Origin of the sequence: Pseudomonas sp. S10E 269, assembly GCF_002798465.1 — a bacterium.
Taxonomy (GTDB): domain Bacteria; phylum Pseudomonadota; class Gammaproteobacteria; order Pseudomonadales; family Pseudomonadaceae; genus Aquipseudomonas; species Aquipseudomonas pergaminensis.
In genome coordinates, this window is the sequence record NZ_PHIJ01000001.1 from 2,693,062 (window position 1) to 2,706,517 (window position 13,456).

Sequence of the window (13,456 nt, forward strand, 5' to 3'; positions counted from 1 at the left end):
CACGTGTGGGAGCCCATGCTGCCACTCACTTCTCCGCTCTGGACATGAGCCCGAACAGTTGAACGAGCCCACCTCGAACAGTTACAAGCGTGGGCCAAGCCAGAGCGCTCTCACTTTGAGTGTAAGAGGGTTTGGCTATGTTTTCCTATCCAGCAGGCATTGATGTTTCCAAGGACAGCCTTGAGGCTCGAGTTAATCTGATTGACGTTGGGGTAAGTTGCGCTAACGCCGAAGATGATTTCCCTGGGTTGATTGGGTGGCTATTGCTTCACCAGGTCGGTCGCGTGCTGTTGGAGGCCACTGGCGGTTACGAGCGCAAAGTCATGAAGGCGCTCCAGGCTGCGGGCCTCAACGTCATCTGCATCAATCCCCGTCGAGCCAAGAGTTTTTCCACGGCGATGGGCCAACAAGCCAAAACCGACCCGATAGATGCAAAGTCCCTTGCACAGTTCGCAGCGGTACTCGACTCGCCAAACAGCCGAATCACCAGCCCGAAACATGACGAGTTGCGCGCGTTAGTCCAACAGCGAGAAAACTTTATTCAGCAGAGAGACGATGACAAAAGGCGCCTGAAAACGGCCTCATGCGACGTAGTAAAACCAGCGTTGCAGAGTCATATCGACTACCTGATCAAGGCTGTGAACGCGATAGATCAGTTGATTCGTCAAAGCGCCAACGTGTTAGATCGCGAAAAAGTCGAACGCCTGTGTTCAGTTAAGGGGATCGGGCTCGTTACGGCGGCTAGCCTTATGGCATACCTGCCGGAGTTGGGTGAGGTTGGCAAGCGTCCGATCGCTGCCCTAGCGGGCCTCGCGCCGTATAACAACGACAGTGGGAAGCACATAGGCGCGCGTCACATTCGTGGCGGAAGGTTTTCCGCACGTCGCTCGCTATACATGGCCTGCTGGGTCGTCATTCGGGACCAGCCTGAATTCCAGGCACGCTATAAAGCACTGCGTGGCAAAGGAAAATGCGCAAAAGTTGCGCTAATCGCATGCATGCGTGTTTTGTTAATCCGGCTGAACGCAATGCTGCGTGATAGGACTGAATGGAAAGAACACGCTGCCTAAATCGGCAGCGATGTGTCGTTGAAGGTCACACGGCTTGAAGCTGTGGGAGTTTGGCTGTCTTTGAAAGCGATGGCCAAGATATGGTCATCAAGACAGTTGCTCCCACATGTGTATCTGCGTTGGCGTGGGAGTCAGCGGCGGTCTGCGACGACGCCAATCAATACAAGCACCACGATCAACACCGGTGCCAGGCTGTAGTTATTGAACTGGCTCAACCCCCGCACAATCCACGGCGTGGCATAGATCAACGCCGCGCCGCTGCCGATCATGCACACCAACGCCATCAGCGGGACGCGCAACGCGCCTGCGATGCTGCCCAGGCGTGCTTCGATCCACCCCTTGATATCGGCGCCGAACAGCACCAGCAGGCAGCCCACAAGGGCAAGGGAGATTTCCGACAGGTTGCTGCGGCTCCAGCGGGATACGGTGGCGAGCAGGTCGAGTACCAAATCCATTCGATTTCCTTAGAGCGTCAGCTCAAAAACTTCTGCAACAGGTCATTGAGAAAGAGTTGCCCGCGGTCGGTCGCCGCCAGGCGTGACGGTTCGACCTGCATTAAGCCACTTTGTTCTGCCTCGCGGCGGCCTTCATCGAGGCTCGCCAGGTCGAGGCCGGTACGCTCGGCGTAGAGCCTGGCGTCGACACCTTCGGTGAGGCGCAGGGCGTTCATCAGGAACTCGAATGGCAGTTCTTCGTTGGTCAGTTCTTTCGCGCCGGCCTGGAAGCTTTTGGCCGGGTTGAGGTAGTCCTTCGGCGCCCGGGTCTTCCAGGTGCGCACGATGCGTCCGTCCGGGTGGCTGAGCTTGCCATGGGCGCCGGCGCCGATGCCAATGAAGTCACCGAAGCTCCAGTAATTGAGGTTATGCCGCGCCGGTCGACCCGCTTGGGCATAGGCCGACACTTCATATTGCGCATAACCGTGTTCAGCGAGCAGCGCCTGGCCGGCTTCCTGAATGTCCCATAACGTATCGTCTTCCGGCAGCGCAGGCGGCTGGTTCCAGAACACGGTGTTGGGTTCCAGGGTCAGCTGGTACCAGGACAAGTGCGTCGGCTTCAGCGCGATGGCTTGGCGCAAGTCGCCGAGGGCGTCGTCCAGGGACTGATCGGGCAAACCGTGCATCAGGTCCAGGTTGAAGTTATCAAAGCCGGCCTGGCGTGCCATGCCGGCAGCGCGCACGGCCTCATCGCCATTATGGATGCGCCCCAGGGCCTGGAGCTTTTCCTGCTGGAAACTCTGGATGCCAATGGACAGGCGGTTGATGCCCAGCTTGCGGTACGCGACGAATTTTTCTTGCTCGAACGTCCCGGGGTTGGCTTCCAGGGTGATCTCGATATCGCTGGCAAACGGGATACGCGCTTCCACGCCCTGGAGCAGGCGGCCCAGCGCAGCGGCGCTGAACAGGCTTGGCGTACCGCCACCAAAGAAGATCGAGCTCAGCTCGCGGCCGTAAACCGCATGCAGGTCCTGATCGAGGTCGGCCAACAGGGCGTCCACATACTCTTCTTCCGGCAGTACTTTACTGGCGGTGTGGGAGTTGAAGTCGCAATAGGGGCATTTGCGCACGCACCACGGGATGTGGATATACAGCGCCAGGGGCGGCAGCACAGGCAAGGCCGCCCGAGGTGTTTGCGCGCCACCGTGGATCAGCGGCTGCGCAGAGGTGTTCTGGGTCATTTCAGGCTCAGGCGTTGGCGCAGCAAATCCATTGCGCGGGCGCGGTGACTGATCTGGTTCTTGTCGGCGGGGTTCAGTTCGGCGCTGGAAACGTTACGCTCAGGCACCCAAAACAGCGGGTCATAGCCAAACCCATGCTCACCGCTGGCCGCATGCAGGATGCGCCCGTGCCACACGCCTTCGCAGAGGATCGGCAGCGGGTCATCGGCATGCCGAACCAGGGCCAGCACGCAGACGAACTGCGCGCCGCGCTCGGCGTCGGGCACGTCCTTGAGCGCATCCAGCAGCTTGGCGTTGTTGGCGGCGTCGCCCTGGCCATTGGCGTAGCGCGCCGAGTAGATACCCGGCGCACCACCGAGATAGTCGACCGCCAGGCCCGAGTCATCCGCCAGCGCCGGCAGGCCGGAGAGGCGTGCAGCATTACGCGCCTTGAGGATGGCGTTCTCGACGAACGACAGGCCGGTCTCTTCCGGCTCCACCTGGCTGAACTCGCCAATCGAGCGCAACTGCACGGCGTCGCCGAGCATGGCTTGCAGTTCTTTGAGTTTGCCGGCGTTATGGCTGGCGAGTACGAGTTGGGTAAGGTTCATCATTCCGCCGGAAACAGTTCCTGGTTGAATTGGAAGCTATGGGCTTTGCCGCCGGTTTCAACGTTGATGGTAAATGTCTTGTATTCCCGCTGGGTCACGGCGTAGGGCGCGAGATAATTGATGCCACCTTTTTCGTTGATTTGCTTGAAGGTGAGGATCTCGCTCTTGCCGCCCAGATCCTTGATGGTGCCCGTCACTTGCGCGGCCACCGGGGTTACGCCCTTGATCACGGTCACGTTGATCAGGCCCTTCTCCTTGCTGCGTACCACGCCGACTGCCTGGGCAGTTTCCGGTTGCAGGAAGCTGGAGGTGAACGTGTTGTAGTGCACGGTGATGTCACCGAAGTCTTTCTTGCGGTTAGCGTCTATTGCGTCTGCGGCCACGGCGCTGGCGCCCAGGCAGGCGGTCAATAGAAAAATAGCCAAACGACTCATGAGCGTCCCTCTTGAAGATGATTAGACGGCAATCTTGTGGTCGGTCAGGCCAGGACTGCTGACCCGGTAAATACCAATTTCGCCCAACAGGTTGGGCCATAGTTTACTCGCCCAGCCGTGGCGGTGCTGTTGATCGACGGCAAGGCGGTTGATCACCTTGGCTTCACGCTCACTGCACAGGGCTTCGAAGTCTTCGAAGGTGCAGAAGTGGATGTTCGGCGTGTTGTACCACGTGTACGGCAGGAAGTCCGACACCGGCATGCGACCCTTGGTGGCCAGGTACCAGCGGCAGCGCCAGTGGCCGAAGTTGGGGAAGGTGATGATGCACTGGCGGCCGACGCGCAGCATCTCGTCGAGGATGCGGTCCGGGTAGTGCACCGCCTGCAGGGCCTGGGTCATCACCACGATGTCGAAGCTGTTGCTGGCAAAGTTGCCCAGGCCCTTGTCCAGGTCCTGCTCGATCACGTTGATGCCCTTGGCCACGCACTGGGCGATGTTGTCCGGGTCGTTTTCCAGGCCATAGCCGGTGACTTGCTTGTTGTCGCGCAGCCAGCTCAGCAGTTCGCCATCACCGCAGCCCAGGTCGAGCACGCGGCTGCCGGCGGGGATCCATTCTTGGATGATTTCCAGGTCGGCTCTCATGGCGTTCTCACACAGTAATCCGGTTCATGTAATTGCCGAACGCCTGCAAGTAACGCGGGATCGGAATCAGGAAGGCATCGTGGCCTTGCGGAGCATCGATCTCCAGGTAGCAGACATCTTTGCGCGCGGCCATCAGCGCATCCACCAGCTCGCGCGAACGCGCCGGCGAGAAACGCCAGTCGGTGGTGAATGACATCACGCAGAACTTGGCCGTGGCGCCTTCGAAGGTTTTTGCCAGGTCATCGTCGTGGTTGGCGGCCGGGTCGAAATAATCCAGGGCCTTGGTCATCAGCAAATAGGTGTTGGCGTCAAAACGCCCGGAGAACTCCTCGCCCTGATAACGCAGGTAGCTTTCCACCTGGAACTCGACGCTGTGGAAGTCGTAGTTGAGCTTTTCACTCTTGAGGCCACGGCCGAATTTCTCGCCCATGGAGTCATCGGACAGGTAGGTGATGTGCCCGACCATCCGCGCCAGCATCAGGCCGCGCTTGGGGATCACACCGGCTTCCTGGAACGAACCACCGTGGAACTCCGGGTCGGTCAGGATTGCCTGGCGCGCCACTTCGTTGAAGGCGATGTTCTGCGCCGACAGCTTGGGGGCCGAGGCGATGGCCAGGCAATGGCGCACACGGTCCGGGTAAGTGATGGTCCATTGCAGGGCTTGCATCCCGCCCAGGCTGCCGCCGATCACGGCGGCCCACTGCTGGATGCCGAGCAAGTCGGCGAGGCGGGCCTGGCTGTGCACCCAGTCTTCCACGGTCAGTACCGGGAAATCTGCGCCGAACGGCTTGCCGGTTTCCGGGTTGATACTGCTCGGGCCGGTGGAACCGTTGCAGCCGCCGAGGTTGTTCAGGCTGACCACGAAGAACTTGTTGGTGTCGATGGGCTTGCCGGGGCCGATGCAACTGTCCCACCAGCCGGGCTTGCGGTCGTCGACCGAGTGAAAACCGGCGGCATGATGATGGCCGGACAAAGCGTGGCAGATCAGCACGGCGTTGCTCGCCGTGGCGTTCAGTTGGCCGTAGGTTTCATAGATCAGGTCGTAGGCAGGCAGCGAACGGCCGCAGGCCAGGGCCAGCGGTTCGCTGAAGTGCGCCACTTGGGGCACGACCAGTCCAACAGAATCGGGGGGAAAGGCAGCTGGCATCGACCCTGCTCTCGTTTAAATGAGGCGTAAGTCTAAAGAGCGGGAACCCCAGCGGCAAGCAAAGGCCTGCGCGGATTGAATTCAACACACAGATACAAAATGTGGGAGCTGGCTTGCCTGCGATGGCGGTGTGCCAATCGACCCGTTCGTCGACTAATACACCGCTATCGCAGGCAAGCCAGCTCCCACACGATACTGCGCCAAACGTTAGATCAGCAGGCGCAGAATGTCCGGCATCATGGTCATTGCCGCCAGGTTGTTGATCACCAGCATGTCCAGCAACTTGAGCACCATGAACGCCAGGATCGGCGAGATATCCAGGCCTCCCAGGTTCGGCAGCAGGCGGCGGAACGGCGCCAGGGCCGGTTCGCAGATCTGGTTCACCAGCTCGGCGCCAGGGTTGTGGCTACCCGGGGCGACCCAGGACAGGATTACGCTGATGATCAAGGCGAAGAAGAAGATCTTCAGGAACAGCGCGGTCACGCCGATGATGGCCCAGATCAGCAGTTGTACGAAGTTGCCGGTGGTGCCGTAGGTCAGCAGCAGGGTCAGCGCCATCAAGGCCAACTGCACCAGGATCGCCAGCACCAGCGATGACATGTCCAGGCCGAACAGGCTCGGGATGATCCGGCGCAACGGCTTGAGCAGCGGCTGGGTAGCCTTGACGATGAACTGGCACAGCGGGTTGTAGAAGTTCGCGCGCACCAGTTGCAGCACGAAACGCATCAGTACGATCAGCAGGTACAGGCTGCCGAGGGTTTGCAGCACGTAGACGGCTGCGGTATTCAAACCAATCATGTTGGCTCCTTATTTGCCCAGTTGTTCGGCGAGTTCCGCCGAGCGGTGCGCAGCGGCACCCAATGCTTTTTCCACCAGGGCTTCAAAGCCCCCGGCCTGGAACGACTCGATGGCCGCCTGCGTGGTGCCGCCGGGGGAGGTCACGCGACGGCGCAACTCGGCCGCGTCCACGTCGCTGGCAACCGCCATATGTGCGGCGCCCAGGGCGGTCTGCTCGGCCAGTTGCTCGGCCACGTCCTTGGGCAGGCCCAGTTTCACGCCGGCGGCGGTCATGGCTTCGATCAGCAGGAAGAAATACGCCGGGCCGCTGCCGGAGACGGCGGTGACCGCGTCCAGTTGCTGCTCCTGCTCCAGCCACAGGGCGATGCCCACGGCGGACAGCAGCTCTTGCGCCTGGTCGCGTTGTTCGGCGCTCACTTCGTTGGTGGCATACAGGCCACTCACGCCTTGGCTGACCAGGGCGGGGGTGTTGGGCATGCAACGCACGATCGGCTGGGCGCCCAGCCAGTTTTTCATGCTGGCGCAGGTAATGCCGGCGGCGATGGACACCACCAACTGCTGCGGCTGCAGGCTCGGGCGCAGGCTTTCGCACACGGCCTTCATGGCCTGCGGCTTCACTGCCAGCACGATCACATCGACGCCACGGATGGCCTCGGCGTTGTCGGCAAAGGTTTCAATGCCGTGCTCGGCGCTGACGCGGGCACGGGTGTCGGCGCCCGGGTCGCTGGCGCGAATCTGCGCGGCGTCCAGGCCCTTGGCCCGCAGGCCACCGATCAGGCTGGCCGCCATGTTACCGGCGCCGATAAAGGCAATACGCGTGTTGCTCATGACAGGTCCTTACTCAGAGGGAAGTCAGCCATTTCATGGCTGGCCGTAGTCGCGGGCGCCAAACAGGGCGGTACCGATCCGCACCCAGGTGGCGCCTTGGGCGATGGCCGACTCAAGGTCATGGCTCATGCCCATGGAAAGTGTGTCCAACGGCAGGTTCAGGCTGTTTTGCAGGTCGCGAACAGCGGCGAACGCTGCGTCTTGCGCGGCACGATCTTCGGTCGGCTCGGGAATGGCCATCAGGCCACGCAGCTTCAGGCGCGGCAGGGCGCTGATGGCGTTTGCCAATGCCGGCAGGTCGGCGGGCGTACAGCCGGACTTGCTGGCTTCGCCACTGACATTGACCTGAATGCAGATGTTCAGCGGTGGCAGGTCGGCCGGGCGTTGTTCGGACAGGCGTTGTGCAATTTTGAGGCGGTCCACGGAATGCACCCAAGCGAAGTTCTCGGCGATAGCGCGCGTCTTGTTCGATTGAATGGGGCCGATGAAGTGCCAACTCAAGGGCAGGTCGGTTAATTCGGCCTGTTTGCCCAGGGCTTCCTGCAGATAGTTCTCGCCAAAGTCGCGCATGCCGGCGGCATAGGCTTCGCGCACCGCCTGCGCGGGTTTGGTCTTGCTCACGGCCAGCAGGTGGATGCTGCTTGCGTCACGTTGCACGGCGTCGGCAGCGGCGCGGATGCGCTGGCTAACCTGGCCGATGTTGTCTGCTATCGTCGACATTCAAGATGCGCCCGTGGATATGGAGTCCGCGGCATTCTACTGGAAATGGAAAGCCCTATGGATATCACTGAATTACTCACGGCCAGTGTGCGCCGTGGCGCTTCCGACCTGCACTTGTCGGCCGGCCTGGCGCCGATGCTGCGCGTGGATGGCGAGGTCTGGCCGCTGGATTGGCCGGTGCTTTCATCGTCGCAAGTGGCGGACTTATTGAGCCCGTTGCTCAATCAGTACCAACAAAAAGATTTCGAAACATCTCTAGAAACAGATTTCGCCTTCGAACTGCCCGGCGTAGCGCGATTCCGGGCCAACGTGTTCCAACAGAATCGCGGCATGGGCGCGGTATTTCGCACCATCCCGTCCGAGGTCCGGAGCCTGGAGAGCCTTGGCCTTGGCGAGGTGTTCCGGCGTATCGCCCAATTGCCACGGGGCTTGGTACTGGTTACCGGCCCGACCGGCTCGGGCAAGTCCACCACCCTGGCGGCGATGATCGATTATCTCAATCAGCATCGGCGCCAGCACATCCTCACCCTCGAAGACCCCATCGAATTTATCCACACCCCCAAGACCGCCCTGATCAACCAGCGCCAGGTGCACCGGGATACCCATGACTTTTCCACCGCCCTGCGCTCCGCCCTTCGGGAAGACCCTGATGTGATCCTGGTGGGCGAACTGCGCGACCTGGATACCATCCGCCTCGCGCTGACGGCGGCTGAAACCGGGCACCTGGTGTTTGGCACGCTGCACACCAGTTCAGCGGCAAAGACCGTAGACCGGCTGGTGGACGTGTTTCCGGCTGGGGAAAAGGCCATGGTCCGCTCGATGTTGTCGGAGTCGTTGCAGGCGGTGGTGTCCCAAGTGCTGGTAAAGATGATTGGCGGCGGACGCGTGGCGGCCCATGAAATCATGCTGGGCACGCCGGCCATTCGGAACTTGATCCGGGAGGACAAGGTGGCGCAGATGGTTTCAGCGATACAGACGGGTGGGGCGTTGGGGATGAAGACACTGGATATGAGCTTGAAGGCGCTGGTTGTGGGCGGGGTGATCAGCCGGGAAGAGGCGCGGGAGAAAGCGAGGGTGCCAGCAGACCTATGAGGCATTAAGAACGATGTAAATCAAATGTGGGAGCGGGCTTGCTCGCGAATGCGGAGTGTCAGTCAACAAATAATCGACTGATCCACCGCTTTCGCGAGCAAGCCCGCTCCCACATTGGGTACTGCATTTCAGTCTGAAATCAGCGCTGAACGACCCGCAAGTTATTCTGCTCTTTTGGGAGCACCCGCTTGGCAATCACGTAGTTCTTGTCCCAGAACGGTTTCTTCAGGGTGTCGATGCTCACCGACTTGCCACGACGCGGCGCGTGGATGAAACGGTCGTTACCCAGGTAGATGGCAACGTGGTTCACCTGGCGGCTCTTCAGTTTGAAGAACAGCAGGTCGCCGGGTTTCAGGTCCTTGCGATCAACCTTCTGCCCGTGGCCGGCGGCCATGGCGTTGGAGGTGCGCGGCAAATCCACGGCTGCTACGTCGTTAAACGCATATTTCACCAAGCCACTGCAGTCGAACCCTTTACTTGGGCTGCTGCCGCCCCAACGATAAGGAGTACCGAGCACGTTGACGGCGCGGCTGAGGACGGTGCTGCTCTGCTTGGTGTTGACGCCAACCAGGCCCGGAACTGCTTTACCGTTATGGGCCTTGCTCAGTTGAGTCGGGCGGTTGACGGTCAGCTTGACCGACTTGGCGGTGCTTGGCGTGCTGTGGACTTTAGGGGTGAAACCGTTAACGTTAGGAAGTCGTTGCTCACGATTGGTGGCGTGGGCGGCCAGTGGCATTAATAGGCAAATGGTTAGCCATGTCTTGAAAAATGGTCGCATTAGGCGTGGCTCTTATGGGTTTGCGCGCAACTTTATAACAGCTTTTTGTGTCGTTCTCAGGCCGTTTGTCGACTGAACCTTGACGTCAAAATCAGGAAAAACGCGACGATTCGCCGCAATTGTCCTACACAAGTCAGGTGGCATAAGGCTTTCAGGGCAGGGAAGATACCATTTGCCGTACGTCGGGCGCCTGTAAAAAAGTCACAAAGAAAGTGAAAAAATTTATCTATCGAGGCAAAAGAGGTACGCGATGAACACCTATCAACAGATTGGTTCGCAGCAAGACACCCACAGCAAGGTGATCGGTTACCTGCTGTGGATTTTCGGTTTTACCGGGGCGCATCGCTTCTATTACGGCAAACCCGTCACCGGCACGATCTGGTTTTTCACCCTCGGCTTGCTAGGAATCGGCTGGTTGATCGACCTGTTCTTGATCCCGGCCATGGACCGTGAAGCGGACCTGCGTTTTACCGCCGGCCCCATCGAATACAACGTGGCCTGGATACTGTTGGCGTTTCTGGGGGTATTTGGCGTGCACCGCATGTATCAGGGCAAATGGATCACCGGCCTGATCTACCTGCTGACCGGCGGCTTGTTCCTGGTGGGGGTGCTGTATGACTTCTGGACATTGAATACGCAGATTTCGATCCGCAATGCCGAACGCAACGCCGGACGGTAAGCCTGCACACAATCCAATATGGATGCTGGCTTGTGTGGGAGCTGGCTTGCCTGCGATGCAGACACCTCGGTCTTTCAGCTAAACCGAGGTGATGCTATCGCAGGCAAGCCAGCTCCCACATGAGCCTTGTCCACATCAGGCGTGTTTTATCAGGCCTGGTAGCTGATGCGGCCGTCTACCAAGGTGTAACGCACCGTCGCCGGCAGGCTATGGCCGATGAACGGGCAGTTTTCACCCTTGGACAGCCACTGCTCGCCGGCGACCGTGGAGCTGGCCGGGTCGAACAGCACCAGGTCCGCCGCCGAACCCACCGCCAACTTGCCCGCCGGCAGGCGCAAGGCCTCGGCCGGGCCGCTGCTCAGGCGTGCCAGCAGCGTCGGCAAGTCCAGCAACCCATCCTCTACCAACGTCATTGCCAGCGGCAGCAACAGTTCGACACTGCTGATGCCCGGCTCAGTCGCGCCGAACGGTGCCAGCTTGGCATCGCGCTCGTGGGGCTGGTGGTGGCTGGAAATCGCCGAGACCACCCCGGACTTGACCGCCGCACGCAAACCTTCGCGGTCGGCCAGGGTGCGCAGTGGCGGTTGCACGTGGTACAGGCTGGAGAAGTCGATCAGCGCCTCGTCCGTCAGGATCAGCTGATACAAGGCCACATCCGCGGTGACCGGCAAGCCACGGGCCTGGGCCTGGGCGATCAAGGCGACACCTCGTGCACTGGTCAGTTGGCTGAAGTGCGCACGCACACCGCTTTGTTCCACCAGCAGCAGGTCACGGGCCAGGGCCACGGTCTCGGCGGTTTCCGGAATGCCCGGCAGGCCAAGGAAGCTGGCCACGGCGCCTTCATGGGCCAGGCCGCCTTCGGCCAGGTCGCGGTCCTGGGAGTGGAAGATCACCGTCAAATCGAAGGTGGCCGCGTATTCCAGGGCGCGGCACAGCGTGCGGCTGCTGCGGAAGCTGTCCAGGCCATTGCCGAAGGCCACGCAACCGGCGTCACGCAGGGCGATCAGTTCGGCGAGTTGTTCGCCTTCCAAACCTTTGCTCAAAGCGCCGATAGGGAACACCTTGCAGTTGCCGGCCTCACGGGCGCGGTCGAGGATCAACTCGGTCACGGCCGAGGTGTCCAGCACCGGCTTGGTGTGCGGCGGGCAGCACAGGCTGGTCACGCCACCGGCTGCGGCGGCGCGGGTTTCGCTGATGATGTTGCCCTTGCGGCTGTAACCCGGCTCGCGCAGGGCGACGTTCAGGTCGACCAGGCCAGGCGCGGCCACCAGGCCTTTGGCATCAATCGTCTCGCTGGCGCTGAAGCCTGCGGGCGCGGCACCGATGGCGATGATCTTGCCGGCCTCCAGATGAAGGTCGGTGACGTGATCCAGGCCACTGGCCGGATCGATGACTCGGGCGCCGAGAATGCTGAGCTTCACTGGGCGTTCTCCTGCTCGAATTGACGTTGTGCGGTTTGCCCGCTCATGGCCATGGACAACACCGCCATGCGCACGGCGATGCCGTAGGTCACCTGGTTGAGGATCACCGACTGGTTGCCGTCGGCCACCGCCGATTCAATCTCCACGCCACGGTTGATCGGGCCGGGGTGCATCACGATGGCATCCGGCTTGGCACCGGCCAGGCGCGCGGTGGTGAGGCCGAACAGGCGGTAGAACTCACCTTCGCTTGGCAGCAGGCCGCCGGCCATGCGTTCACGCTGCAGGCGCAGCATGATCACCACGTCCACGTCCTTGAGGCCTTCGGTCATGTCGGTGTAGACCTTCACGCCGTACTGCTCGATGCCGATTGGCAGCAGGGTTTTTGGTGCAATCACGCGGATGTCCGGGCAACCCAGGGTTTTCAGGGCCAGCATGTTCGAGCGCGCGACCCGCGAGTGCAGGATGTCGCCGACGATGGCCACCGAGAGGTTTTCAAAGCTGCCCTTGTGCCGACGAATGGTGAGCATGTCGAGCATGCCCTGGGTCGGGTGAGCGTGACGGCCATCGCCGCCGTTGATGATCGCCACCTGCGGGCACACGTGTTCGGCGATGAAGTGCGCGGCGCCGGAGTCGCCGTGGCGTACCACGAACATGTCGGCGGCCATGGCTTCGAGATTGCGCAGGGTGTCGAGTAAGGTTTCGCCCTTGCTTGCCGACGAGGTGGACACGTTCAGCGTGATCACATCGGCCGACAGCCGCTGGGCCGCCAGTTCAAAGGTGGTGCGGGTGCGGGTGGAGTTCTCGAAGAACACATTGCAGATGGTCTTGCCGCGCAGCAGCGGGACCTTCTTCACCGCGCGGCCTCCGACTTCGAGGAACGAGTCGGCGGTGTCGAGGATTTCGGTGAGCAGTTCGCGGGGCAAACCGTCGAGGGACAAGAAGTGTTGCAACTGACCCTGAGCATTGAGCTGCAGCGGGCGCTTGGCATCTAGAGGCGTCATCGCGGGGACTCTTTACAAGGCGGTTTAAAGGGCGAGGTCTTGCAGTTCGAGTTCGAGCGGCGTGGGACCGGACAATTTTACCCGTTGGTGGGCTTGCAGCGACAGTGTGGCGCCGACCACATCCGGGCTGATCGGCAATTCGCCGGCGTCCAGGTCAAGCAGGCACACCAGGGTCACGCTGGCCGGGCGGCCGTAGTCGAACAGTTCGTTCATGGCGGCGCGGATGGTGCGGCCGCTCATCAGCACGTCGTCGATCAGCACCAGGTGCTGGCCTTCGATCTCGAACGGCAGGGCCGACGGGCGCACTTGCGGGTGCAGGCCGTTCTGGCTGAAGTCATCGCGGTAGAAGGACACATCCAGGGTGCCAAGGGGTGAGTCGCTGCCCAGTGCTTCCAGCAGCGCCTGGGCCACCCACACACCGCCGGTGCGAATACCGATGAAACGTGGCTCGCTAATGGCACGGTGGTGCAGATGCGCCGTGAGGCTTGTCGCCATCTGGCTGATCAGTTCGGCGGGATTGGGCAGGCTCATGGGTGCTCCTTCTAGGCCTCGCGCAGGCAAGGTCCGGGCTCAAACGTAAA

The 13,456-nt window shown here is 61.1% G+C and carries 16 protein-coding genes; 3 read left to right on the top strand and 13 right to left on the bottom strand.

The window, feature by feature from the left end; translation table 11 throughout:
* Positions 1-137: 137 nt before the first annotated feature.
* Positions 138-1,070, top strand: a complete 933-nt coding sequence (locus CWC48_RS12430) for a transposase (RefSeq protein ID WP_100490184.1) — start codon at positions 138-140, stop codon at positions 1,068-1,070.
* A gap of 131 nt (positions 1,071-1,201) precedes the next feature.
* Here CWC48_RS12430 and CWC48_RS12435 read toward each other — a convergent pair whose 3' ends face one another.
* The 9 genes from CWC48_RS12435 to CWC48_RS12475 form a co-directional block, all read right to left on the bottom strand.
* A complete protein-coding gene (locus CWC48_RS12435; protein WP_058426549.1) occupies positions 1,202-1,525 on the bottom strand; it encodes a DUF3392 domain-containing protein in 324 nt (107 codons plus the stop codon).
* A gap of 17 nt (positions 1,526-1,542) precedes the next feature.
* Complete coding sequence (gene hemW / locus CWC48_RS12440; RefSeq protein ID WP_078050565.1) at positions 1,543-2,745, bottom strand: radical SAM family heme chaperone HemW; 1,203 nt, start codon at positions 2,743-2,745, stop codon at positions 1,543-1,545.
* Positions 2,742-3,338 (bottom strand): RdgB/HAM1 family non-canonical purine NTP pyrophosphatase, encoded by a 597-nt coding sequence (rdgB, locus tag CWC48_RS12445; protein ID WP_100491946.1) that lies wholly within the window; start codon positions 3,336-3,338, stop codon positions 2,742-2,744. The genes hemW and rdgB overlap by 4 nt, the downstream gene beginning before the upstream one ends.
* Positions 3,335-3,769, bottom strand: coding sequence for a DUF4426 domain-containing protein (locus CWC48_RS12450; protein WP_078050563.1), 435 nt, complete (start codon positions 3,767-3,769; stop codon positions 3,335-3,337). The genes rdgB and CWC48_RS12450 overlap by 4 nt, the downstream gene beginning before the upstream one ends.
* A 21-nt stretch (positions 3,770-3,790) precedes the next feature.
* Entirely contained in the window at positions 3,791-4,411 is a 621-nt protein-coding gene (gene metW, locus CWC48_RS12455) for a methionine biosynthesis protein MetW (protein WP_078050562.1), read from the bottom strand.
* Between the two features lie 7 nt (positions 4,412-4,418).
* A complete protein-coding gene (locus CWC48_RS12460; protein ID WP_078050561.1) occupies positions 4,419-5,558 on the bottom strand; it encodes a homoserine O-acetyltransferase in 1,140 nt (379 codons plus the stop codon).
* 207 nt (positions 5,559-5,765) lie between these two features.
* Entirely contained in the window at positions 5,766-6,356 is a 591-nt protein-coding gene (locus tag CWC48_RS12465; RefSeq protein ID WP_058426554.1) for a YggT family protein, read from the bottom strand.
* Positions 6,357-6,365: 9 nt separating this feature from the next.
* Entirely contained in the window at positions 6,366-7,184 is an 819-nt protein-coding gene (proC, locus tag CWC48_RS12470) for a pyrroline-5-carboxylate reductase (protein WP_078050560.1), read from the bottom strand.
* A 33-nt stretch (positions 7,185-7,217) separates the two neighbouring features.
* Positions 7,218-7,904 (bottom strand): YggS family pyridoxal phosphate-dependent enzyme, encoded by a 687-nt coding sequence (locus CWC48_RS12475; RefSeq protein ID WP_025859577.1) that lies wholly within the window; start codon positions 7,902-7,904, stop codon positions 7,218-7,220.
* Positions 7,905-7,961: 57 nt separating this feature from the next.
* Between CWC48_RS12475 and CWC48_RS12480 the strand changes: the two genes are divergently transcribed.
* Entirely contained in the window at positions 7,962-8,996 is a 1,035-nt protein-coding gene (locus tag CWC48_RS12480) for a type IV pilus twitching motility protein PilT (protein ID WP_100491947.1), read from the top strand.
* A gap of 139 nt (positions 8,997-9,135) precedes the next feature.
* Here CWC48_RS12480 and CWC48_RS12485 read toward each other — a convergent pair whose 3' ends face one another.
* A complete protein-coding gene (locus tag CWC48_RS12485) occupies positions 9,136-9,774 on the bottom strand; it encodes a C40 family peptidase (protein WP_033897060.1) in 639 nt (212 codons plus the stop codon).
* A gap of 268 nt (positions 9,775-10,042) precedes the next feature.
* On the opposite strand from CWC48_RS12485, the gene CWC48_RS12490 reads away from it, so the two are divergent.
* A complete protein-coding gene (locus tag CWC48_RS12490) occupies positions 10,043-10,453 on the top strand; it encodes a TM2 domain-containing protein (protein WP_177409540.1) in 411 nt (136 codons plus the stop codon).
* Between the two features lie 149 nt (positions 10,454-10,602).
* Here the strand turns inward: CWC48_RS12490 and CWC48_RS12495 are convergent, their stop codons facing one another.
* The 3 genes from CWC48_RS12495 to pyrR are packed head-to-tail and all read right to left on the bottom strand — an operon-like array spanning position 10,603 to position 13,406.
* Positions 10,603-11,874 (bottom strand): dihydroorotase, encoded by a 1,272-nt coding sequence (locus tag CWC48_RS12495; protein ID WP_078050557.1) that lies wholly within the window; start codon positions 11,872-11,874, stop codon positions 10,603-10,605.
* Complete coding sequence (locus CWC48_RS12500) at positions 11,871-12,875, bottom strand: aspartate carbamoyltransferase catalytic subunit (protein ID WP_025857712.1); 1,005 nt, start codon at positions 12,873-12,875, stop codon at positions 11,871-11,873. Before CWC48_RS12500 ends, CWC48_RS12495 begins: the two co-directional genes overlap by 4 nt.
* Positions 12,876-12,899: 24 nt before the next feature.
* Positions 12,900-13,406: a bifunctional pyr operon transcriptional regulator/uracil phosphoribosyltransferase PyrR gene (gene pyrR / locus CWC48_RS12505; protein ID WP_078050555.1), complete on the bottom strand. Its 507-nt coding sequence runs from the start codon at positions 13,404-13,406 to the stop codon at positions 12,900-12,902.
* Positions 13,407-13,456 lie beyond the last annotated feature (50 nt).

Excerpts from the sequence above, each read along its gene's own strand:
- CWC48_RS12430 (WP_100490184.1), top strand. The coding sequence starts at position 138 with ATGTTTTCCTATCCAGCAGGCATTGATGTTTCCAAGGACAGCCTTGAG.
- CWC48_RS12435 (WP_058426549.1), bottom strand. The coding sequence starts at position 1,525 with ATGGATTTGGTACTCGACCTGCTCGCCACCGTATCCCGCTGGAGCCGC.
- hemW (WP_078050565.1), bottom strand. The coding sequence starts at position 2,745 with ATGACCCAGAACACCTCTGCGCAGCCGCTGATCCACGGTGGCGCGCAA.
- rdgB (WP_100491946.1), bottom strand. The coding sequence starts at position 3,338 with ATGATGAACCTTACCCAACTCGTACTCGCCAGCCATAACGCCGGCAAA.
- CWC48_RS12450 (WP_078050563.1), bottom strand. The coding sequence starts at position 3,769 with ATGAGTCGTTTGGCTATTTTTCTATTGACCGCCTGCCTGGGCGCCAGC.
- metW (WP_078050562.1), bottom strand. The coding sequence starts at position 4,411 with ATGAGAGCCGACCTGGAAATCATCCAAGAATGGATCCCCGCCGGCAGC.
- CWC48_RS12460 (WP_078050561.1), bottom strand. The coding sequence starts at position 5,558 with ATGCCAGCTGCCTTTCCCCCCGATTCTGTTGGACTGGTCGTGCCCCAA.
- CWC48_RS12465 (WP_058426554.1), bottom strand. The coding sequence starts at position 6,356 with ATGATTGGTTTGAATACCGCAGCCGTCTACGTGCTGCAAACCCTCGGC.
- proC (WP_078050560.1), bottom strand. The coding sequence starts at position 7,184 with ATGAGCAACACGCGTATTGCCTTTATCGGCGCCGGTAACATGGCGGCC.
- CWC48_RS12475 (WP_025859577.1), bottom strand. The coding sequence starts at position 7,904 with ATGTCGACGATAGCAGACAACATCGGCCAGGTTAGCCAGCGCATCCGC.
- CWC48_RS12480 (WP_100491947.1), top strand. The coding sequence starts at position 7,962 with ATGGATATCACTGAATTACTCACGGCCAGTGTGCGCCGTGGCGCTTCC.
- CWC48_RS12485 (WP_033897060.1), bottom strand. The coding sequence starts at position 9,774 with ATGCGACCATTTTTCAAGACATGGCTAACCATTTGCCTATTAATGCCA.
- CWC48_RS12500 (WP_025857712.1), bottom strand. The coding sequence starts at position 12,875 with ATGACGCCTCTAGATGCCAAGCGCCCGCTGCAGCTCAATGCTCAGGGT.
- pyrR (WP_078050555.1), bottom strand. The coding sequence starts at position 13,406 with ATGAGCCTGCCCAATCCCGCCGAACTGATCAGCCAGATGGCGACAAGC.